The following is a 20717-nucleotide window of genomic DNA, read 5'->3' on the forward strand; positions in this document are numbered from 1 at the left end:
ACCCATGGATGGGTAGTTTTGGTATTTGTGTCTGGCCATAAATGTTCCATACATTTATCGGCATTTCCTCCGTCCTGGAGGTCAGAACTCATGCCAAAACCCATGGATGGGTAGTTTTGGTATTTGTGTCTGGCCATAAATGTTCCATACATTTATCGGCATTTCCTCCGTCCTTGGAGGTCAGAACTTATGCTAAAACCCATGGATGGGTAGTTTTGGTATTTGTGTCTGGCCATAAATATTCCAGACCTTTATTGGCATTTCCTCCCTCCTTGGAGGTCAGAACTTATGCCAAAACCCATGGATGGGTAGTTTTGCTATTTATGAGCCTCTTAAGGCCGTTACGTTTAAGAGGCTCATTGCTTGCCTGTGGCTACAAACCAAAGACAATCTTTTCGCTTTTAAGTGATTTTTGCATCCCAAAGGCTAATAGTGCTGAGATGGCAAGGGTGATCAATGATGAAATCGCTAACTGCATTCCCGGTAATTCACGGCCTTTAATGAACTCAATTAGCGCTTGCAGTTGGCCTGATACTGGTAGCCACTGTAGGGTGTCTGGCGCGATATCATAGCTGGCTGCCATCGCAAGCATCATAGGTAACATCAATACAATGGTGAGGTACGACTGAGCTTCTTTAAAGCTCTTAGCCATAAACGACACAAACAGCTGTAAACAGGCTGCCATTATTGCCACCGGTAAACCTACGAGCATCATCATGCCGATAAAGCTGCTATTAACGCTGACGCTAAACCCAAGCTCTTGCCAAGGCACAAAGCTGTAGGCAAATTTAGACACGATTAAGGTTAATAGCAGACCAATCATTCCAAATAGGGTGACTGAGATGATTTTAGCGATCACAATTTGCCCGGTGGACACAGGATGACTCAGTAGCAGCGCTAGCGAGTTACGTTCGCGCTCGCCGGCACTGGTGTCAATGGCGAGGTTCATTCCTGAGATAAACACGGCGTAGATCATCGTCATGGTGGCTAAGCCTAAAATCATGCCTGCTTTTGAATCTGGGGTGGCTTGGTCTTCCACATTAAGCTTAATAGGCTGCATGACTCTTGGGTCAATGCCGCGGGCAATCAAACGTAAACTACCCATTTCTGAACTGTATTGCTGCAGGTTCTTTTCAAGGCGACGAATCGACTTTTGCAGTTTTTCATTTGAAGCGTCGGCAATCAAGGTGACGTCGGCACTGATCCCTTTGGCCATATTGCTGGCGTAATCATCACTAACCACTAGCAAAATATCTTTATTTTTGTCTGCATCTCCTTGGGTGATCCCTTTGCTTGAAAGATATTTAATCAGATCCGGTGCACCTTGAGGATTGTTAATTTTGATATTCAAATCTTCAGGGCTGGTGAGCTGGCCTATTAACATAAAAAACATACCGCACATCAACAGTGGCGCACCGACGGCGTAGTAGAGCCCGGCCATCACTGAGCGTTTATCGCGAGCGGCATCAATAAGTTCTTTTCGAACCATGGTGATTATTTTATTACTCATTTCCACATCCTTTTGCTACCGTCGTTTGTCGCGGCATTGAGTGTCAAAACTATCGTGAAAGTAAAACCAACAGTTAAATGCATCATGCGGCGATGCCTTCATCGGTACCGATAAGCTGAATGAAGGCATCCTCGAGTGAGTTTTTACCCGTTTGTTGGCAGAGTGCATCTGGGCTGCCAACGGCAACCACTTTACCTTCGGCCATCACTATCACTTGATCGCAAAGTGCGGCTACCTCTTGCATTACATGGCTCGAAAACAGTACACAGTGACCTTGGTTTTTAAGGTCGCGCAATATGTCACGTAACACCCGTGTACTCATGACATCGAGGCCACGCGTCGGCTCATCGAGCACTATATTGGTTGGCTGGTGGACAATAGCTTGCGCCAGCGCTGTTTTCATTCTCTGGCCTTGGGAAAAGCCCTTACATTGTCTGTCGGCAATATCGGCGAGGTGCAGTTTTTCAATTACACTGCTGGTGGCATGCTTTGCATCACTGCGTGAGAGGCCATTGAGCTCGGCGAAGTAACTGATGTATTCACGTGGGGTTAAACGCTCGTAAAGCCCAAAAGGGTCGGGAAACAGTCCCAATTGTTGCTTTGCAGCAACCGGGGATTTTGCAATGTTAATCCCGTCGATTTCAGCAAAACCGTTATCGGGTTTAAGCAAACCAAATACGGTGCGTAAACAGGTTGTTTTACCTGCACCATTGGGGCCTAGCAGTCCGGTAATTTGACCATCGAGTGCTGAAAAACTTAAATCATCCAGCGCCTGCACATCTCCGATGCGTTTTGATAAATTTGTTACTTGTATCATGAGTGCTTCCTTACTGATTCAGGGCTGTTTTTGCTTGTTTGGTGTCTGTATCGCGGGGTATGGCTTCAACGGTACTGGCATTGAGGTAGAAATTACGGCTAATATCTTTGTTTAAGCATTCACCATCAATATCCGTTACAGCACCCTTTTCTACCAGTTCGGCAATCAGGTTGTTGCCGCAAGACTGGTAAGCAACGCCGTGAGTGGCATAAGGCGCAACAAAGTGTTTGGCGTTGGTGAGTTTTTCCATTGCCATCTCGCCCCAACTTGGTGGGGTGGCTGGATCGAGTTCGCCAGATAAAATCAGTGTTGGAATGTCACTGGCAATGGCTTGGCTGAAACTGCTATCAACGGCAGGCATATTCCACACAGCACACGATTGCTCGAATGTTTTTAGCATCTCTCGGCCAAAATAGTGCTGATTGGCACTGGCGCGCAGCTGTGGTGTTAAGCGTTGCCAGTCTTCAGCGCAGACTACAGAGGCGTGCATTCCCATAGCGATCCCTGCGCCGTCCATCGACATGGCATAAAGTCCGGTAATGGGTTGAAAATTACCTTGCGACGCTTGGTGAATAGTATGGGGGATCAGTGCGCGAACACTCGGCGAGTACAGTGCCATACGCAGTGCACCGTTGAATTTACTGCGGGTCATTGTGAGTTGAGTAGCTTCACCCGTTCTTGGATCGGCAATCATGCTGATTTTTGGTGCCTGTGCCAGTTCAGAATCCATTTTATCGAGTTCAGCTGCCAGCTGAGGAAACTGATTGTGGCACAGGGTGTTGTTGCTACAATCTTGAATTAACAGATCAAAAGCACGGGCGATAGCATCGCCAATGGCCAATACACTTTGCTGCATTGGTACTACACCATCTAATGTGACGGTGGCGATATGTTCAGGGTAGTGACGCATATAAAGCTGTGCCATTCGTGTGCCATAGGATACGCCGTATAAGTGTAGTTTTTGATAGCCGAGGTGTTGTCTTACGGCTTCAAAATCTCTAAGTGCAGACAAGCTATCGTATTGGGTGACATCGGCATCAAGCTCATCTAAACATTTTTGTGATTCTTCACCTGCATCAAAGTCACTTTCGTTAATGGCAAGTGGGCTTTCAAAACCATCACCAACACATTGAAGGGGGTTTGATTGGCCGGTACCACGTTGGTCGATCAAAATGACATCGTGGGTTTGACGTACCTTGGCCAACATCTGGTCGAAGCCTTTAGCATTCTCAATCGCCGATTGACCCGGGCCGCCCGCAATCGCCAGTAGCGCTTCACTTTTACCGCTGCTCTTAATCGCGGGCATGACGACGTAGTGCACCTGAATGTGCTTACCTTCAGGTTGGTCATGATCCTCAGGCACACTGATTGAACCACAGTTCATTTGTTCTGAAAGGCCATCAACATAGCAGCGGGTATCTGTGGAAATTATCGCTGTGGGTGCACTGAGTGTCAGTGGCTGTGCGTGCACTGTAGGCAGCAGTATTGCTGCCCAAATAACCACCGCTAGAGCGACTTTTTTACGACACGTTAGAGTGGGGTAAACTCTTGCTCGTAGTGGTGAATACATTCCATGATGCATGATACTTATTCCTTTTTGCAATTTAGCGTATCTACCTGTTCTCCCCCAAGATGCTTGATTTCAGAGGAAATTGAAAGTGGTTTAAGCGAGGCTTAGAGCGCAGTGCAATAGCGGGTCTATTGCCAAGGTCTTTAACGTAGTTTAAATCACTTTTAAGCCCACTCAACGGGAGCGCCTGAGCGGATCCACTTCTGTGTGGCATTGGTTTATAAGGGAACAACCATTATTACCACAATGTGCCTTGAATTGACTCGTGAGTGACTATTTTTAATGAGGTAATGACACGTTATTGGCTAACTAAAAGTGCGTGACATGTTTGAAATGGAAAAGGAATGACTCATGCAGACTTTTTGTACAGTCGATATACACATTTGTTATTTGATTGTTTCTGTTTTGATTGAGCGGCTTAGCTAAAAATAAATATTGTTAATAGACAGCTGTTCATCACCTAAAGCTGGCTTTTTTTATGTTTGACTTAACATAAATAGAGCAAAAGCTCTTAGTTTTTCGGAGAACTTCGAGTAAACTGAGTATAAAGCGGAACACTTGTAAGCTAAAAGGTAGTTATTTTATGTCACTCGAATCATTTCACGTTATACGTCTCATACAGCAACAGAGTCATGCGCTTGGCGATGCGATAGCACTCGAAGGATTCGAAATGGCTGCGCCTTGGCACCAAGTTAGCTGGGGCGACTTTGATGTTATCACCTCTAAAATTGCACGGGTGTTAATTCAGTTTGGTATTCAGTCGCAAGACCGCGCAGTGATCCTTTCACAAAATTGTCCGCAGTGGACATGTGCTGATTTAGGATTATTAAAGGCTAAAGCGGTAGTGGTGCCTATCTACCCGACGAGCACTTTGGAACAAGCTGCTTACATCGTTAACGATGCACAAGCCAAGCTTATTTTTGCAGGCGACGCAGAGCAATATGCCATGGCATGTGACTTAATTACGCAGTGTGATTCGGTGTCACGTATTGTGGTATTCGATAAAAGCGTGCCACTGACCGATCTGCATAACCACTTCTATTTAGATGATCTCCTGCAAGGTGAAGTTGATAACGCGGCGGGTGCTGAACTCGATAAGCGGCTCGCTGATACCAATCTTGATGATCTGCTAACGCTTATCTATACCTCGGGCACGACTGGTGAACCTAAAGGGGTGATGCTAGATCACCGTAATATAGCGTCAACAGTACGTCAGCACGATAACAAAATGAATTTTGAAACGGGTGATACTTCACTGGCATTTTTACCCCTAAGCCATGTATTTGAACGTGGCTGGACCTTTTACGTGCTTTCTCGCGGTGGCCACAATGTTTATCTGCAGAATCCAATGGCGGCAAAAGAGGCTATTACTGCAGTGGGTCCACATACTTTGTGTGTGGTGCCGCGCTTCCTTGAAAAAGTGTATAGCGCCGTCCAAGATAAAGTCAGCAAAGCGCCCGCTGCGCGCCAGAAGATGTTTGCTTGGGCAATGTCGGTGGGAGAACGTCAATTTGAAGTCGGCCAAGGTCGTGCTAAAGGCTCTTTTGCATTGAGTTTACAGTGGCGCTTAGCCAACAAGCTGGTTTATAGCAAGTTGCAGCAAGTGCTGGGCGGGCGTCTGAAATTTATGCCTGTTGGTGGTGCAGCCCTAGATACTAAGGTCGCCAGCTTTTTCCACAGTATCAACGTGCCTGTGTTATGTGGTTATGGCATGACAGAAACCACCGCTACGGTGACCTGTAATACTCTAGGTAATCGTGTCACGGGTTCTAATGGTCAGGTATTGCCAGAGACCGAAATTAAGTTGGGTAAAGATAACGAGATTCTAGTGCGCAGCGATACCGTGATGCGCGGTTACTATAATCGCCCACAGGAAACGGCTGATACCTTTGAAGATGGCTGGCTTAAAACGGGTGATGCTGGCCATATTGATGCGCAAGGTAACCTCTTTATTACCGACCGCATTAAAGAGCTAATGAAAACCTCTAACGGTAAGTACATTGCACCGCAGCGAGTCGAAGGTAAAGTGGGATGCTGCCCGTTCATCGAGCAAGTTGCCATTGTTGCTGATGCGCGTAACTATGTGACCGCCTTGATTGTACCTGCTTTTGAGTCACTTGAAGTGTGGGCAAAAGAGAAGGGGTTACATTACGAGTCGCCACTGGAGCTGCTACGCCACTCACATGTGGTGGAACATTTTGAAGAGCGGCTAAAGACTCTGCAGACAGAACTCGCAGGGTTTGAGAAGATTAAAAAATTCACCTTACTGCCCGATGCTTTTTCAATGGAAGCGGGGTTAATCACGCCCACCATGAAGTTACGCCGTAAGATGATCTACCAGAAATACTCAACAGAAATTAACGCGATGTACGGGCGTTAAAAGCTGGCATTGGCGCTCATTTACTAACGAAAAAGGATGCTCAGGCATCCTTTTTTGTATCTGGATAATCCGTTATTAATAACAGAGTATTTGAACTGGTATAAATTCTGGTTTTATCGGTAGAATGGCAGGCTATTGCCTATCAATAATAAATATAAGGAAGGGATAGAGTGGAACAAAGCGAATTTAGCCTCACCATACAGCCACGTTTTTGCGAAACAGATGCCTTAGGTCATATCAACAACACGGTGTTTCCTGTGTGGTTCGAAGCGGCACGTGAGCCGATATTCAAGATATTCAACCCGACTCAAGACTTGTCGAAGTGGAATCTGATCATTGCCGGTTTTACGGTAAATTTTAATGCTCCGACCTACTTCGCTAGCGATGTTACAGTGAAAACCTGGGTGAACCGCATTGGCAATAGCAGTTTTGAGTTAACGCAAAGCTGCTGGCAAAACGGTAACAAAACAGTCGAAGCGAAAACATCGGTAGTACATTACGATTATACAGCAGAAAAAAGCGTGGCTTTAAGTGATAGTCTCCGTGAGCAATTAGCTAAGCTAACCGGCGGCTAAACTTATGCTATTTGAGCTGCTCTATGTTGAGGTTAAAAACTTCTGTACATACCAGCAGCTCGCTTCAACCTGTAAACCTTGTGATTTGGCCCAGCTAAGGCCATGGCGCACTAATTTTTCCGCTAGACCTTTGCCTCGTAGTTCATTTGGCACAAAGGTACTGCTGAAGTTGCACCGTCCAGAGCCGGATATTACGTTAGGGTCGTTAACCATAGCATAGCACAGCACAGCTTGAGTATTATTGACGTTGACAACAAATCGATTTTCATCAACTAAATGAATAACGTGTTCACTCATCGTTTATTCCTCTTGTTCGAGCATACAGGCAAGGCTGATGTCATCAACGACTACAATAGCAGCGTTATGCTTGTTGGTAGGTCTTTAGTGCATCAAGCAGTTGTGGTGTAAGCGTGGCCTTTTGGCCCGTTTTAAAATTAAACATGACGACTTGAGATGCACCAATGGTGGTGACGGCTTGCTGGCTTTGGCTAAAAACATGATAGTGCATCATGAACCGGTTATCTTTAATGTTGCTTATGCTAACGCCGACAATTAAGGTATCTGGAAAGGTCACTGGACGCTTATAGCGTGCTTGGTTTTCGCTGATGACGGGGCCGATAGAGGTTTTTTGTAGATCTTCGAGCAAGTTTATTTGGTTAAAAAAATCGATTCTTGCGGTCTCGAAGTAACGAAAATAAACCACATTGTTGACGTGTTGCAAGGCATCCATTTCGCCCCAAGCGACGTTAATTGCGGTATTGATTGGGTATTGCTGGAGAAACTTATCCATAATGATCTCTTTTCGTTAGCCTAGCTTGATTGTTATTCAAACACTTGTTTGATTAATAGTCAGCATAACAGCATGCCTCAGTGACAACAAGGACTAGAAAAGCGAATTTTAGCCACAAAAAAAGGCATTCAATGAATGCCTTTCAAGTCATTTATAGCGTGTTAGATATCAAGCTCTGCAAAGCTGCTAACCTGCTTAAAGTCACCAGTGCGCTGGCTATCGTCACGTACCATTTGTGCTACGTTCAAACCTGCTTCACTGGCTGCTTTTAACTCTTCTAGCACGTCAGAAACAAATAGGATCTGCTTCGGGCTAAGGCTGATAGTGTTAAGGATATTGCAATAAGCCTGTTTAAAGCGTTTGTTGCCGGTGCGGGTATCGAAATGACCATTGAATTTATCGGTTAAGTCGCCTGCATCGCTATTACCAAACAGCAGTTTTTGCGCATCAACAGAACCTGATGAGAAGCTATAAACGCGTAAGCCTTTTTGCTTGTAGCCATCAAGCGCTTCGATAAAGTCTGGAAAGATATGACCTTTAAATTCACCGTTAGCGTAACCTTGTTTCCAGATAAGGCCTTGAATGGTTTTTAGTGGCGTCGCTTTGCGATCCTCGCTAATCCACTGCAACAAAATTTCAGTCACACGAACAAGATCTGCATCCGGCTCAAGCGCAATGTCTTGCACATCACAAATGCAGTTTTCAACTAACACATTATGTTGGTTTTCTTCAAGAAAAGCGGGTAAAGCCTTAGCTGAATAAGGAAAAAGGATATCCTCAATAAAGTTAAGATCGGTAGTTGTACCGGCTGTATCTACGACAATGGCTCTGATACCCATGATGTTTGGTTACTCCGCAATGTGCTATTAACTGTAGTTGAGCTTTGTTTATTGTTCAGATCCTAAGCTGAAATGGTCTGCTTGGCTAGTTTATTCGGGCCTCTTGTTGTAGTTAATTTTCAGTTTTATGTACAGTTTTATTAAATGGTGGTGTATCTGTGACGTTACTACAAAGTGGCAATTAGTCACTTTGTCTGAAGTTATCGGCAACATATTGATGAAGGTTTATGTAAGTGATTGCTTTTAATGTTCTTTAGCTGTTTGGTGTTCAATTGGGGTGATGGGAGCTTTAATGCTCACGCTTAAATACTGACTAGGAGTGTTTGATCAAAAAATGTCATGTTTTAGTTTCCAGCACCTAAGGATAGAGATGGCGTGAATACTGTAAGTGATGCGACGTATCCAGCATCCTCGTTATGGGGGTTATTGTTCAGCAATAGGTAAAGACACTTCGTAGCCAACCCTTTTGAGCGGTACGCATGATGGGGTGAGTCATATGAGGAGCTATGCAATACTCAACTACTGATTTTTAGGGATCTAGCGATTAAGATCCAAGCCATAGCGCCGCAGAATAACGACCATCATTTTTAACGTCATATTAATCATGCTCTAGAGATATTTTTTCTGTTTACTACTGACTTTCTTTAAGTAGTTACGGGTTTCTTGGCGGTGATGTCGATGGGTTAAGAACCAATAAAATTCACTGACGGTCATCTTGTTAATCCGTGCCAGCGCTTTAGTACGATTGCCTTGTGAATCTAAACTCTTCCAGAGATTACCCGCACCACCGTTATAGCTAGATATCACCGCATATTCGCGCTTCTTAGGGTGGTGAATACCTGATAGGTAGCGACTTGATAATATCTTTAAATAAGCGGTACCGACTTCAATATTTTTTTCAGGATCGTATAAGTAAGCTGAAGAAGGGGTGTGCTTATAGCCCTTCACTAAAGAGAAGTAATCGCGGCCAGCAGTATTGGCTTTGATTTGCATTAATCCTAATGCGTTGGAACGCGATCTGGCTAATGGGTTAAACGCGCTTTCAGTTTCAATAATGGCCATTATCAGGTCAGTATTGATACCGTGTTTTTGGCCTGAGTTACGGGCAAAGTTAATGTATTTACCGCTGGCAATTTTGCTGTGGTTTTTAACCATGTAGATAGCGACGCGGAAGCGTGAGTTAACTTTTTGGCTGTTATTGACTAAGTAATCAGCGTAACGCGAGGCACGCCACTCGAACTCAATCGGTTTACTGTCTTGATCTCTTACTTGCCCCCAAAAAAAAGGCTTCTTTTTATTGCTGATTAAGCCAAAGTCTTGCGCGGTTTGTGCATCAATCACTTTAGGGTCTATTTGGGTCAGTAACACCTGCACTACAGCTTGTTTAAGCTGCGCTTTACTACGAGTCTCAACCAGAATTAAGCCGCGTTTAAAGTCGACATAGGTTGAGGCCTGTTCACTCTCATTGAATACTAATACTGATGGCAGCACTGGCCGCGAGTTTACATCTTGCCCTTGGTATTCTCGTAATAATGCAGCGACATCGGTATCATATTTTGTTAGATCCAGCGTATTCGCATGGGCACAATAGAAGGGGATTAACAGTAGTAGGAAAAGATATTTAGACATTTATCAGCGTGTTAGGGTTTCAGTGATTGGATTATACATGGGGAATGGCGAATGAGCGCAACCTAGTCATTTTTTAGTAGCCTTATTATCAATCTCAGTCTTTATAACGATGACCTAGTGATAATGTTACTGGGCGTTATGCCTGTATTTTTTTTGAACATACAAATAAAAGCGGATGGGCTTTCGTAACCCAGTTGAAAAGCAATTTCGGTGACCGATTGTCCTCGGTAAAGCAGATGTATCGCGGCCTGAACTTTTAATCTTTGGCGCCAAGACGTATAACTTATTCCGGTTTCCTTCTTGAAGTTGCGAGAAAGCGTCCGAGCCGAAGCACCAACCAGCTTGCCCCATTCCTCTAAGCTCTTAATATCATCAGGTGTTTCATTGAGCTGTTGTGCAATATGCAGCAGCTTTACCGAAGTGGGAGACGGTAAGCTGGTTGCAACGGCAGGAGCAAGGGTCATGAAGTCACGGATCAATCTTAAATGTCTGCCAGCAGGGCTTTGCCATTCGTAATTTGCAGGTATGTTGAGCGCTTCAATAATGAGCATTTTGAGTAAGGGTGAAATACTGATTACTTGAGAAAAATTTGGTAGTTTTGGGGTTTGTTGTTGCTCAAAATAACCGCTGCTAAGTTCGCAATCGGTTAACACCAACACTTCATGATCGACATGGGAAGGGATCCAGACAGCTTGTTCTGCAGGGCAAATGTATTTTGCTGTTGCTGTTGTTACAAGGATCACTCCGCGATGGGCGTATAAGAGCTGCCCCCAATCATGTTGATGCAACTCAATAGCAGCCCCTTTTTTGAGACTCCTTTTGACTAAAACAATCGGTCTAGCCATTGGTTTAAAGGATTCATCTGATGGGCTGAGTTTCATATCTGTCCTTTAGTCGATATATGTCGTCCTGTATTCGATAATAGGACGCTGCAGTATCAATGTAACATCTCCTGTCATCTTATTGTGGAAGGGGGTTATATATGACTTGGGTCGATCTATTACTGTTGTCTGTTTTAGGGGGAAGTGTCGGTCTTATTGCAGGCTTACTTGGCGTTGGGGGAGGAGGCATTTTAGTCCCTGTTTTGGCGAGTCTGTTTTTATCCAGAGGTGTGCAACCAGATGTGGCTGTACATCTGTCCTTAGGGACTGCGATGGCTTCTATTATTGCAACGACCTTTTCAAGTGCACGTGCGCACCATCAAAAGCAAAATGTTGACTGGAAAGTCGTTAAGAATATGGTGCCGTTTATTTTATTAGGCAGCGTGTTGGCGGCATTACTGATATCAGTCTTGAATACGCTGCTACTTTCATTATTTTTTACTGCTTTTATGGGGTATCTATCATTGAGTATGTTGTTAAATCGACTGCCACCAAAAGCCATAAACCAGCAAGGAGGGCATACCAATTTAGTATCGGTTGTCATTGGCGCCGTGTCGACGTTAACCGCGATAGGAGGGGGCTCGTTAATTGTTCCCTATTTGGTGAAGCAAGGCATTAATATCAGAAAGGCCGTCGCTAGTTCAGCAGCCATTGGGGTATCAATCGCTATTGTTGGCACTAGTGGTTATGTCATTAATGGGATGACATCTTACGGGGGGAGCTCTACAGCATTACCTTGGGCGTTAGGATTCATCCATCTACCCTCGGTGGTCATTATATCGATAAGCGGTTTTTTAGCCGCTCCTTTGGGGGTGAAACTATCGGGTAGGATCCCTCAACTGCTGCTCAAGAAGCTATTCGGTCTACTGTTGTTTGTGATCAGCTTAAAGATGCTATTCAACATATTGGCAGTAGTCTAAAGGGAACTCTTCAAAAAATGCTTATTTAGGCTGGGTAGCGTAAATTCTAGATTCGTTTAGTCCATGGGAAAGTGAATATCCCATGGACTAAATATTCGACTCTCGATTAACAAAGAGTTCCAGTCAATTGGATTGGCATGATCCAGTAGCGACAGGGGTTGTGTTTACACACGACGGCAAGAGCTTGTAAAAGCGCATCTTGCTGGGCGGTGGGATGCATAATCTCAAACTTACAAAATTCCCGATATCCCTCCACCTGTTCCTTGATATTAAAGTGGCTGTGCTCGCGGCTAAAGCCACAGATATTGCCCAGACTAAAGCCTGATAAGAAATCTAACTCAATCAGGGTATCGACAATATCGTCTTTAATATCGTTTTGTGCGATCAGCACTAATAGCTGTTCTGTGTTCATCGACGTTTCTCCAGCCAGTAATAGAGGATTGGCAATAGGTAAAGTGTAGTGATGGTCGAGGTGAGTAAGCCACCAATGACCACTATGGCTAACGGTTTTTGGATCTCAGCTCCTGGCCCAGAGGCAAATACCAGTGGCATCAAACCAAACATGGCCGTCGTTGCCGTCATCAAGATGGGGCGCAAACGTCGCGCGGCACCCTGTTCGACCCGAACCAATAGATCGCTAAAGAGATGCTTTGTCTGCTCGTAGTAGCTAACCATCACCACGCCATTGAGGACGGCCACACCGAGCAGGGCAATAAAGCCAACCGATGCCGGCACTGACAGATATTCGCCCGACAGATAAAGGCTGACGATACCGCCCATCATCGCAAACGGGACGTTGGCAAGGATCAGTCCGGCCTTGGCGAGCGAGCCAAAGGTGGTGAATAGGATTAGGGTGATCAGCGCGATGGCAATGGGGATCACTAATAGCAAATTGTTGGTGGCACGCTGCTGGTTTTCAAACTCACCACCGAAGCTCACGCTATAGCCGCTGGGGAGTTGGATTTGCTGGGCAATTTTAGTATTAAGCTCTTCAACAAAACTGACTATGTCGCGTTCTTGTACGTTAGTGGTGATCACCGAGAAGCGGTCACCTTGCTCGCGCTCAATCAAAATCGGCCCCTCTTTGTAGCTTAACTTAGCGACATCAGTCAGGCGTTTTAATGAGTGATCGGGCATCACTAGCAGCTGATTTTGTAACTCATTGATGCTACTTAAACTGCTTTGATTATTGGCAATCAATACCGGGGTGCGTTTCTTGCCCTGTAATATTTCGGTTACCATCACCCCTTCGAGTTGACTCTTGAGGTAGCGAGCAAACTCCATGGTGCTCATGCCAAAGCCACGAGCCAGTTCGTTGTCTAGGGTGAGGTTGATAAAAGGGCTGCCCTCTATCATCGACATTTTGACATCGATGCTGCCGCGGGTGGCACTCACCAACTGCTCTATTTGTGCGGTTAACTGGCCTAGGGTGTCGATATCGGTACCGAACACCTTAATCGCCACATCACCAATACTGCCGGTGAGCATTTCTGAGACCCGCATCTGAATTGGCTGAGTAAAGTTAAAGTTTACCCCTGGATAGTTGAGCAGTTCGTTGCGGATCGCCTCTATTAGTTGCCCTTTGTCATCGAAGCGCCATTCATCGCGTGGAACCAATTCTAAAAATACATCAGTTTCGTTTAGCCCCATAGGGTCTAGACCCATCTCATCGGCACCCGTTCGGGCGACCATCTGCTTTATCTCCGGGACTTTTGCGAGCAAGGTTTGCTGAATTTGTTTATCAATTGCGATAGACGCATCGAGTGAAATAGAGGGCGATTTTTCTAGTTGTAATATGATGTCGCCTTCATCCAAGGTGGGCATAAAAGTTTTGCCCACTAGACTAAAGAGCCCGAGGCTGACAATCAGCAGGCCAAAAGTGATCAGCATAAAGGGCTTTTTATGGTTAAAGGCCGTTTTTAAGCTGCCTAGATATGCAGCTTTAAGCTTTATGATGGCCTTAGGTTCTTGGGCCGCTTTTTCATTGACCAAATACGAGGCGATGACTGGGATGACTGTCAGCGATAGTATCAACGCCGACAGCATAGCAAATACAATAGTCACCGCCACAGGGGTAAAGAGTTTCCCCTCCAGCCCCGTTAGTGTGAGCAGTGGCGAGAATACGATCATCACAATAATGGTGCCTGATACCACTGGAACCGCCACATCTTTAGTCGCGCGAAAAATAAGATGCAGGCGTGGTAAGCGCGGCTTGCTGGCGATCAGATTGACCATGTTTTCGACCACCACCACCGAGGAGTCGACTAGCATACCGATAGCGATCACTAAGCCGCCTAAGCTCATCAGATTGGCGGATAAATTGAACAGATCCATCATCAGAAAGGTCATTAGGGCGGCGAGTGGTAGAGAGAGCGACACCACTAAGGCGGCGCGCACATTGCCTAGAAACAGTGCCAGCAACACAATCACTAAAAGCACCGCCTGAAACAGGGCACTAGAGATGGTATTGATAGCCGTATTAATCAGGTTGGCGCGATCATAAAAGGTGTTGATCACACTGCCTTCTGGCAGTGTGGCGCTTATCTGTTCCAGCTTCTCTTTAATGTTGGTCACCACTTGGGCGGTGTTGGCATTCTTAAGGGCGATAATTAACGCTTCTGCAGTCTCTTCACCATCTTTAGTCACTGCACCATAACGGGTTAAATGACCAATTTGGATGTCGGCGAGATCGCTTAGGCGATACACCTTGGCATCATCGGCTTTAATCACCAACTGACCCAGTTCGTCGATATCATCGATCCGCCCCTCAGCGCGCACGATAATGGTATCAGTGCCTATGGTGAGCTTACCCGCACCTTCGTTATGGTTGTTGTCGATAATTGCCTGTTGCAACGCGGCAAAACTCACTCCCGCCGCCGCCATCGCCGCAGGATTGGGATTAATGTTAAAGCTCTTGGCATGGCCACCTAAAATATTGACGTCAGCCACGCCCGCAACGGTACGCAGCAATGGGCGGATCTCCCACTCTAGTAGCTGCCTGCGCTCCATCAACGACAGATTGGGGTTCTCCAGTGAAAACATAAAAATTTCACTCAGTGGCGTACTCATCGGTGCTACACCGCCAGAGACACTCTCTGGAAAACTATCCCACACGGCGGCGAGTCGCTCGCTCACTTGTTGTCTCGCCCAGTAGATATCGGTACCTTCGGTAAAGTCGAGGGTGATATCACTGATGGCATATTTAGTGGTTGAGCGTAAGATCGCCTGATTGGGTATTCCGAGCAGCTCGGTCTCAATCGGCACCGTTATCTGTGCTTCAATTTCTTCAGGTGTCATGCCTGGGGCTTTTAAAATTATCTTCACCTGAGTTGGTGATATATCGGGAAAAGCATCAAGCGGAATGACAAACCAGGCGCGAGCACCAGCTAGCATTAAGATCATCGCCACAATGAGTACAAATAGGCGCTGAGTGAGTGAAAAACGGATGACTGAGGTCAGCATATTATTCGCCTCCTAAGCCGAGTAATATGCCTTTAACAGCGGCAACCGACTGAGATAATACTTGGGTTTTACTTAAGTCTTGGTCGCTGGCGACGATGTATTGCCGAGGTGTGGAACCTAAAATATCAATATTGATCGCCGTTAGTGTCTCTGCCGTTTGGGTAAATACTTGGCTTTCTTGTTGCCAGCTAAACACACTGTTTTTCGGTAGCAGGTACACTGTTTTTTGATACTCGGGTATCACCGTGGCTTGCTGACCTAGCAGGAGGTTACATTCTTGCGGCACGGGCATTGACCATGCGCTAACAAAAGCGCCGTCAGCAATGGCTGATATTGACTCGATGGCGATATGACATTGGTCGATATTAATCGCCGATAACGAAGTTGACTGGCTCATCGGCACATTGACCTTGACGCGAATACTCTCGGCTGGCACCAGTGAAAACAGCTGTGAGTCGGCCATGTAGGGGGTGTTGAGTTGATTGAGCTTTACGATGCCCGCCACTGGTGAGCTTACCACTAGGGATTCCGTTATCTCATCAGTGCTTAGCACCATCTCCATGAAGTGTTGCATATGCTCGTACTCGAGATGACTGCTGAAATAGTCTTGACTGATCTCTCGCCACTTTTCGGTGCTGATACTGCCATTTCTTAACAGAGGTTTATTGCGTTCATAGCGTTTTTTTGCCAGCAGATATAAGCTGTTTGCTGCATCGACCTGAGCCAGGAAATGGAACACCTCTGGCCCGGTTAATCTCACAATTGCTTGCCCTTTAGTGACGATTTGTCCCTGACCGACCAAGAAGGTGACCTGCTGGATATTCTCTGGCGTGCTAACCCAATAATCGTTGCCCGGTAATCGGTCAACCAGTGCTGGAAGTGCGCTACCTTCATAGCTAGCGACCTTTTGTGGCTGTACATAGCTGAGTTCTAAGTTGCCTAATGTCTTGAGGGCGATAGATTCTGCCTGGGCCAAGCTGGTGGATAGGCAGGCTGATAAACATAAAAGGCTGGCGCCGTACTTGGCCATCATAATGAAATTCCTAAGGCTTGCAGTTGCTGGGAGTGAAGTTGTTGTTGGGTGACTTGGTTAAGCACTAAGCGTGACTCGGTATCGAGCGCATCCATATAACGACGCAGCCATATCTCGTAACTGATTTGGTTCTGCTCTTTTACTTTGGCAAGTTCTTCGGTGATGGTACGACTCAAAGAGAGACCACGCTTTAACAGCACTTGTTGATCGAGTAATTTTTGCTGCTGTTTCGCCAGTTTTTCTGTTTGTGTTGTTAATTGCAGATAGATTCGATCACGATTGAGGTTTTGTTCACTATGAGCTTGCTGCCAAGTTGATAATTCACTTTGAGAGAGCGCTGAAATAAAGCCAAGTGGCACTGTGATGCCTAGCCCTAGTTGCTGATCATCAAGTTGATCATCTTTGGTGTTTTTAGCGGTTAGTGACAGTGTCCAAGGATCGCGTTCCCCCGCTTGTTGACTCTTTATTACCAACAGCTGTTGTTGCTGTTGCAGGGTTTGCAGTTGCCATAATGGGTGCTGTGCTAAAGCGGTGTTGAACGCTGTGAGCGTGGATGAGTGTGCATCAAAAATGGGACGTGAGCTTTCATCAATTTTTGTTGGCATCTCATGTCGGCCTGTTAGCTGACTAAAGAGAGAGAGCGCCTCAGCTTGTTGCTGCTTAAGGTTAATTTGTTCGAGTTCGATATCGACCAACTCCCTTTCTAGCAGCAACTGGTTCGCGAGTGGTAACTCGCCTACATCGGTTAAAATTTTCTGCTGAGTATGCAGTTTTTCGAGTAACTTTATTTTGCGATCAAGTTGCATGAGCTTCATCGATGCGATGCGATGATCCCAGATACTTTGTCTTAGCAGGCCTGAAATATAGAGGCCCTGCAAAGCAATTTGTTGCCCCTGAATTGATTGAGTTAGCTGCTTTAGTTGCTTATCACTGCTGCGTAACCCTAGGGATTTAAGCGGCAAATTGAGCGATACTTCTTGTTCGTAACTGTTTCCATTATCTAAGCTACCGAGGTAACTCAGGCCAATACTAGGTAGGCCACTGAGCCATGATGAACTGCTTAGTTCAAGTGCGTATTCATCATTGAGTTGAGTGCCATTGTGTTGCGAGGAGTTCAATCTGGCTTGGCTTATTTCTAGCAGCGGTGGCAGTTCGCTATTGGATGCCCCATGGCTTAAGAAACTACTGCTACTTAATGCGGTCAACAGACATATCTTGATACAAGACTTAACGACAGACATAAGTGATTTCTATGCTATTAAAGTGTGCCGTTAGTTTAGAGATTGATAGGCTAATGTCTTGAGTGAGGTGTATCATAAAAGCGCTTATGGTACATATGTCCCATAAAGTAATTGCCTGATTTTAATTATTTTTGTTCAAATATTCGTTTACTGAATAGATGTTGGTTTTTGGTTATAGGAGTGGTTTTTTCCATGAAAAAGGATGTTGTTATTATTGTTTTGTTGGTGTTGATCATGCTGTTTAAGCTGATTGATATCATGGCGGACTTGCAACTAAATATCCCTGCATGGCATATCATGCAAGAAAGCATATTGGTGTTGCTTACTGTTATAGGGACTGTCTATTTGAGCTATGACTTGATACGTCGGTCTCGGCAGGTTAAATCTTTAGCGCTTCGACTCGCTCAAGCAGATAAGCAGATCGATAATATGTCGAGCCAGATGCGCTCTGCCCGTAAGGATTATAGTCAAGCTGTTATTAGTCAGTTCGACACTTGGGGATTTACCAAAAGTGAGCAACAGGTGGCGTATCTGCTGTTAAAAGGCTTAAGCTTTAAAGAGATCGCTGAGGTGCGGCAAACCAAAGAGAAGACGGTACGCCAACAAGCTTCATCTGTCTATGGCAAGGCGGAAGTTGATGGTCGACATACCTTCTGCGCCTGGTTTATGGAAGACTTTATTCAAGAGCATAATGAGGATTTGGCGGCGAGTGCAGCTAACCAAGCAGCCTAGTGTGTTCGGATGACTAACCTTCTAAATTCCTTTCACGTTTTCCAGACTTCATTTGGCTCAAACTAACCCTTTCCACTTAAGGGAGCAGAGCAAGGAGGAGGGCTTGTCTTTATCAATATGGCATCCCCCCAATAAAAAAAGCTGCCGGGCTTATCAATTACAATGAGTTGCTCACTTCATCATGGGTAATTGATAAACCATAGTTAGGCCGGTGGATATTAGTAAGTTACATAACTTCTGGCGTTGTCTAACTGACTCAAGATTGTTTTAAGTAAGCTGTCTTTATCTTGTAGCTCGGGGTCCATCGACTTGAACTGTGCCAACATCGGAGCAGGAAGGTTGTCGTACAAGATTAAATAGGCTCTATCTAACTTCAACATAGGTAGTGATTTGGCAAGTGATTCGTTAGAGGTAGAGAACTGTTCGGTACTTTTAGTCCATTGGGTAGCGAGCTTAGGTAAAAGGGGGTTCTCACTTAATGCTTGCAGATAAGCGGTTGCATTTTGTTTGCTGAGAAATTGCTGTTGCTTTGTATCGTAAATATAGAGTGCTGGAAATTTGTGTTTTTGTTTTTCGGATACAGAATCTAACATCATTGATTTGTCGTGCTGACCAAGAGTAATTAGTTGGGATGTGTTAGCACTGACATTTATCGACATAAAGATAAGAAGTGATAAAAATATAATACGCATAAGTAGTCTCTAATTTAAGTAAAGTAGGGGGTAAAATGCCCGCTAGAGTTTTATTTAGCCAAGAGAGTCTTCCCACTCTAAAGTACCACTTACAACGGTACAACAAATTTGCCCCCCACCACCGCCCTCTCCAATGTTGGTACATTTTGCCATGACGTTATAAGAGCTAAGTGTGAGCACAGAGAAAAGTAAAAGTGATTTATACATTTTTCATCCTTGATTAAATAGTTATGTGAAGTACATCCATATCCCCACGAGATATAACCTAATGTTTTTTCCCGCTATGTCAACAGCTTGTAGCGTTATTGTTTTAATCCTTGATTGCTTGTATTGTAGCGGAGAGCTATAAAATTAAATGGAATTTGATTATGTTTGAAATCCCTAAGGATAGGAGCCGCCTAAATAAAATCAGTTGGTTTTTGTTTGCTGCTGGTGGAATAGCATCCATCTTTATTCTTATTACTTTAGCCAGTCGTCAAGCTTTCTCTTCTGATAACGTCAATAGTGATTTTCCCATCGCGAGTGTCATCAATTCTCCTCTAAATGTTACCGTCTCTGGTTATGGAAAGTTTGTTCCAAAAACTCAGCGTGGCATCAATGCGCTTAGTGGAGGGCATATTGTTGAGGTGTTTAAAAAGCCCGGGAATTTAGTTGATAAAGGTGAAATTATATTAAGCCTTAATAACCCTAAGTTATTGCGCTTGCTGGAAACCAGTGAGTTGGCCTTATTAGAAGAGCTGGCAAACCAGCAAAGAGTAAAGGCTGAATCAGCACAGGCGTTGGAAGATCAACGAGGTAAAATTCGTCTTGCTAAGGTGCGGCTAGCCTTGGCTGATGCGGAGTTAGTTGCCCATAAAAAGCTAAAAGAGAATCAAGTTATTTCGACGCTCGACTTACATAAGGCACAGGTGGCATGGGAGCAAGAAGATGCCATGTTGCAAATGGAGTTGAGTCGCTTTCAGACGCTAAAGAAAACGCGAAAAGCGACGGATGATTCTACTCGGTATCGCATGGAAAAAGCCGTTAAACAACAAGAGTTATTGGCATCAGAGGTCGAGCAGCTAAATGTTCGTGCGAGCATGGCTGGTATGTTAACTGAGTTAGCTGATGAACTCGAGATTGGCCGCCATGTTGAAGAGGGGAGAGCTGTCGGTATGATTGCAGATCTTTCTGCTTATTATGCGCGTATTAATATTACGGCAGCTGATGCAGAGTACGTTAGCCCTGGTTTGCTAACCCAAGTTCAGTTCAAGGGTGTTGAAATAATCGGTGAGGTCTCTCGCGTCGACCCAACGGTTAACAATGGCAGTGTTGAATTGGACATAAGTTTCAGCGCAAATCTACCTGCGGCTGTAAGGCCAAATATCGATGTGACGGCTAAGATTAACATTGCTGAGCATCGAAATACCCTCGTCGTCGCCAGACCCGTTGGAGTCGTTCGGGCCCACCGCGAATACCCCCTATTTGTACTCGATAAGAGCAGTTCTCAATTTCAGCGTCGTAATGTCACTATCGGTGATATTGCAGGAGATAAGATGCAGATATTAGGCGGAATCTTTCAAGGGGATAAGATTTTGCTCAAGGTCCCTAAACACCTCGTTAACTCCTCTGAAATTATGCTGGCTGATCTCTATGAATAACTGTGT

The 20717-nt window shown here is 45.1% G+C and carries 19 protein-coding genes; 5 read left to right on the forward strand and 14 right to left on the reverse strand.

All coding sequences use genetic code 11. The annotated features are described in order from the left end of the window. Positions 1-373: 373 nt before the first annotated feature. The 3 genes from L2729_RS15475 to L2729_RS15485 all read right to left on the reverse strand — a co-directional run bounded on the left by L2729_RS15475 (position 374) and on the right by L2729_RS15485 (position 3909). Positions 374-1510 carry an ABC transporter permease gene (locus L2729_RS15475; RefSeq protein WP_248989075.1) on the reverse strand — a complete coding sequence of 379 codons (1137 nt, stop codon included), beginning with the start codon at positions 1508-1510 and terminating at the stop codon, positions 374-376. An 82-nt stretch (positions 1511-1592) separates the two neighbouring features. Further along, complete coding sequence (locus L2729_RS15480) at positions 1593-2327, reverse strand: ABC transporter ATP-binding protein (RefSeq protein ID WP_248989076.1); 735 nt, start codon at positions 2325-2327, stop codon at positions 1593-1595. Between the two features lie 10 nt (positions 2328-2337). Next, a complete protein-coding gene (locus L2729_RS15485) occupies positions 2338-3909 on the reverse strand; it encodes an alpha/beta hydrolase (RefSeq protein ID WP_248989077.1) in 1572 nt (523 codons plus the stop codon). A gap of 571 nt (positions 3910-4480) precedes the next feature. Here L2729_RS15485 and L2729_RS15490 point away from each other — a divergent pair. After that, positions 4481-6277, forward strand: coding sequence for an AMP-dependent synthetase/ligase (locus L2729_RS15490; protein WP_248989078.1), 1797 nt, complete (start codon positions 4481-4483; stop codon positions 6275-6277). A 170-nt stretch (positions 6278-6447) separates the two neighbouring features. Continuing rightward, positions 6448-6852, forward strand: a complete 405-nt coding sequence (locus L2729_RS15495; RefSeq protein WP_101091983.1) for an acyl-CoA thioesterase — start codon at positions 6448-6450, stop codon at positions 6850-6852. Between the two features lie 21 nt (positions 6853-6873). On the opposite strand, the gene L2729_RS15500 is transcribed toward L2729_RS15495, so the two are convergent. From L2729_RS15500 to L2729_RS15520, 5 genes are all read right to left on the reverse strand, one after another. Beyond that, entirely contained in the window at positions 6874-7149 is a 276-nt protein-coding gene (locus L2729_RS15500) for a GNAT family N-acetyltransferase (RefSeq protein WP_248989079.1), read from the reverse strand. Positions 7150-7213: 64 nt separating this feature from the next. Further along, complete coding sequence (locus tag L2729_RS15505; protein ID WP_248989080.1) at positions 7214-7642, reverse strand: acyl-CoA thioesterase; 429 nt, start codon at positions 7640-7642, stop codon at positions 7214-7216. Between the two features lie 161 nt (positions 7643-7803). After that, positions 7804-8481, reverse strand: a complete 678-nt coding sequence (gene mtnC, locus L2729_RS15510) for an acireductone synthase (protein WP_248989081.1) — start codon at positions 8479-8481, stop codon at positions 7804-7806. 609 nt (positions 8482-9090) lie between these two features. Continuing rightward, a complete protein-coding gene (locus L2729_RS15515; RefSeq protein WP_248989082.1) occupies positions 9091-10110 on the reverse strand; it encodes a murein transglycosylase domain-containing protein in 1020 nt (339 codons plus the stop codon). Positions 10111-10211: 101 nt separating this feature from the next. Then, positions 10212-10991: a helix-turn-helix domain-containing protein gene (locus L2729_RS15520; RefSeq protein ID WP_248989083.1), complete on the reverse strand. Its 780-nt coding sequence runs from the start codon at positions 10989-10991 to the stop codon at positions 10212-10214. Between the two features lie 101 nt (positions 10992-11092). Here L2729_RS15520 and L2729_RS15525 point away from each other — a divergent pair, with 101 nt between their 5' ends. Next, a complete protein-coding gene (locus L2729_RS15525; RefSeq protein ID WP_248989084.1) occupies positions 11093-11911 on the forward strand; it encodes a sulfite exporter TauE/SafE family protein in 819 nt (272 codons plus the stop codon). A 106-nt stretch (positions 11912-12017) separates the two neighbouring features. Here L2729_RS15525 and L2729_RS15530 read toward each other — a convergent pair whose 3' ends face one another. The 4 genes from L2729_RS15530 to L2729_RS15545 are packed head-to-tail and all read right to left on the reverse strand — an operon-like array spanning position 12018 to position 17647. After that, a complete protein-coding gene (locus L2729_RS15530) occupies positions 12018-12323 on the reverse strand; it encodes a DUF3240 family protein (protein ID WP_102039045.1) in 306 nt (101 codons plus the stop codon). Then, the gene (locus L2729_RS15535) at positions 12320-15373 is read right to left on the reverse strand and encodes an efflux RND transporter permease subunit (protein WP_102044305.1); all 3054 of its coding nucleotides are present in this window, start codon (positions 15371-15373) and stop codon (positions 12320-12322) included. Before L2729_RS15535 ends, L2729_RS15530 begins: the two co-directional genes overlap by 4 nt. A 1-nt stretch (position 15374) precedes the next feature. Then, a complete protein-coding gene (locus L2729_RS15540) occupies positions 15375-16406 on the reverse strand; it encodes an efflux RND transporter periplasmic adaptor subunit (protein ID WP_102039043.1) in 1032 nt (343 codons plus the stop codon). Then, complete coding sequence (locus L2729_RS15545) at positions 16403-17647, reverse strand: TolC family protein (RefSeq protein ID WP_248989085.1); 1245 nt, start codon at positions 17645-17647, stop codon at positions 16403-16405. Before L2729_RS15545 ends, L2729_RS15540 begins: the two co-directional genes overlap by 4 nt. Before the next feature lie 192 nt (positions 17648-17839). Here L2729_RS15545 and L2729_RS15550 point away from each other — a divergent pair, with 192 nt between their 5' ends. Continuing rightward, complete coding sequence (locus tag L2729_RS15550) at positions 17840-18379, forward strand: helix-turn-helix transcriptional regulator (protein WP_101091972.1); 540 nt, start codon at positions 17840-17842, stop codon at positions 18377-18379. 218 nt (positions 18380-18597) lie between these two features. Here the strand turns inward: L2729_RS15550 and L2729_RS15555 are convergent, their stop codons facing one another. Next, a complete protein-coding gene (locus L2729_RS15555; RefSeq protein WP_102044302.1) occupies positions 18598-19071 on the reverse strand; it encodes a hypothetical protein in 474 nt (157 codons plus the stop codon). Between the two features lie 54 nt (positions 19072-19125). Continuing rightward, entirely contained in the window at positions 19126-19278 is a 153-nt protein-coding gene (locus L2729_RS15560) for a hypothetical protein (RefSeq protein ID WP_248989086.1), read from the reverse strand. A 161-nt stretch (positions 19279-19439) separates the two neighbouring features. Here L2729_RS15560 and L2729_RS15565 point away from each other — a divergent pair, with 161 nt between their 5' ends. Beyond that, positions 19440-20711, forward strand: a complete 1272-nt coding sequence (locus L2729_RS15565) for an efflux RND transporter periplasmic adaptor subunit (protein WP_248989087.1) — start codon at positions 19440-19442, stop codon at positions 20709-20711. Positions 20712-20717 lie beyond the last annotated feature (6 nt).

Origin of the sequence: Shewanella gelidimarina (assembly GCF_023283945.1) — a bacterium.
GTDB lineage: Bacteria > Pseudomonadota > Gammaproteobacteria > Enterobacterales > Shewanellaceae > Shewanella > Shewanella gelidimarina.

Bases quoted from the DNA above. Each gene is read 5' to 3' on its own strand.
- L2729_RS15485 (WP_248989077.1), bottom strand. From the start codon at position 3,909: ATGCATCATGGAATGTATTCACCACTACGAGCAAGAGTTTACCCCACT.
- L2729_RS15480 (WP_248989076.1), bottom strand. From the start codon at position 2,327: ATGATACAAGTAACAAATTTATCAAAACGCATCGGAGATGTGCAGGCG.
- L2729_RS15500 (WP_248989079.1), bottom strand. From the start codon at position 7,149: ATGAGTGAACACGTTATTCATTTAGTTGATGAAAATCGATTTGTTGTC.
- L2729_RS15505 (WP_248989080.1), bottom strand. From the start codon at position 7,642: ATGGATAAGTTTCTCCAGCAATACCCAATCAATACCGCAATTAACGTC.
- L2729_RS15515 (WP_248989082.1), bottom strand. From the start codon at position 10,110: ATGTCTAAATATCTTTTCCTACTACTGTTAATCCCCTTCTATTGTGCC.
- L2729_RS15535 (WP_102044305.1), bottom strand. From the start codon at position 15,373: ATGCTGACCTCAGTCATCCGTTTTTCACTCACTCAGCGCCTATTTGTA.
- L2729_RS15560 (WP_248989086.1), bottom strand. From the start codon at position 19,278: ATGTATAAATCACTTTTACTTTTCTCTGTGCTCACACTTAGCTCTTAT.
- L2729_RS15520 (WP_248989083.1), bottom strand. From the start codon at position 10,991: ATGAAACTCAGCCCATCAGATGAATCCTTTAAACCAATGGCTAGACCG.
- L2729_RS15555 (WP_102044302.1), bottom strand. From the start codon at position 19,071: ATGCGTATTATATTTTTATCACTTCTTATCTTTATGTCGATAAATGTC.
- L2729_RS15490 (WP_248989078.1), top strand. From the start codon at position 4,481: ATGTCACTCGAATCATTTCACGTTATACGTCTCATACAGCAACAGAGT.
- mtnC (WP_248989081.1), bottom strand. From the start codon at position 8,481: ATGGGTATCAGAGCCATTGTCGTAGATACAGCCGGTACAACTACCGAT.
- L2729_RS15475 (WP_248989075.1), bottom strand. From the start codon at position 1,510: ATGAGTAATAAAATAATCACCATGGTTCGAAAAGAACTTATTGATGCC.
- L2729_RS15550 (WP_101091972.1), top strand. From the start codon at position 17,840: ATGAAAAAGGATGTTGTTATTATTGTTTTGTTGGTGTTGATCATGCTG.
- L2729_RS15545 (WP_248989085.1), bottom strand. From the start codon at position 17,647: ATGTCTGTCGTTAAGTCTTGTATCAAGATATGTCTGTTGACCGCATTA.
- L2729_RS15565 (WP_248989087.1), top strand. From the start codon at position 19,440: ATGTTTGAAATCCCTAAGGATAGGAGCCGCCTAAATAAAATCAGTTGG.
- L2729_RS15530 (WP_102039045.1), bottom strand. From the start codon at position 12,323: ATGAACACAGAACAGCTATTAGTGCTGATCGCACAAAACGATATTAAA.
- L2729_RS15525 (WP_248989084.1), top strand. From the start codon at position 11,093: ATGACTTGGGTCGATCTATTACTGTTGTCTGTTTTAGGGGGAAGTGTC.
- L2729_RS15540 (WP_102039043.1), bottom strand. From the start codon at position 16,406: ATGATGGCCAAGTACGGCGCCAGCCTTTTATGTTTATCAGCCTGCCTA.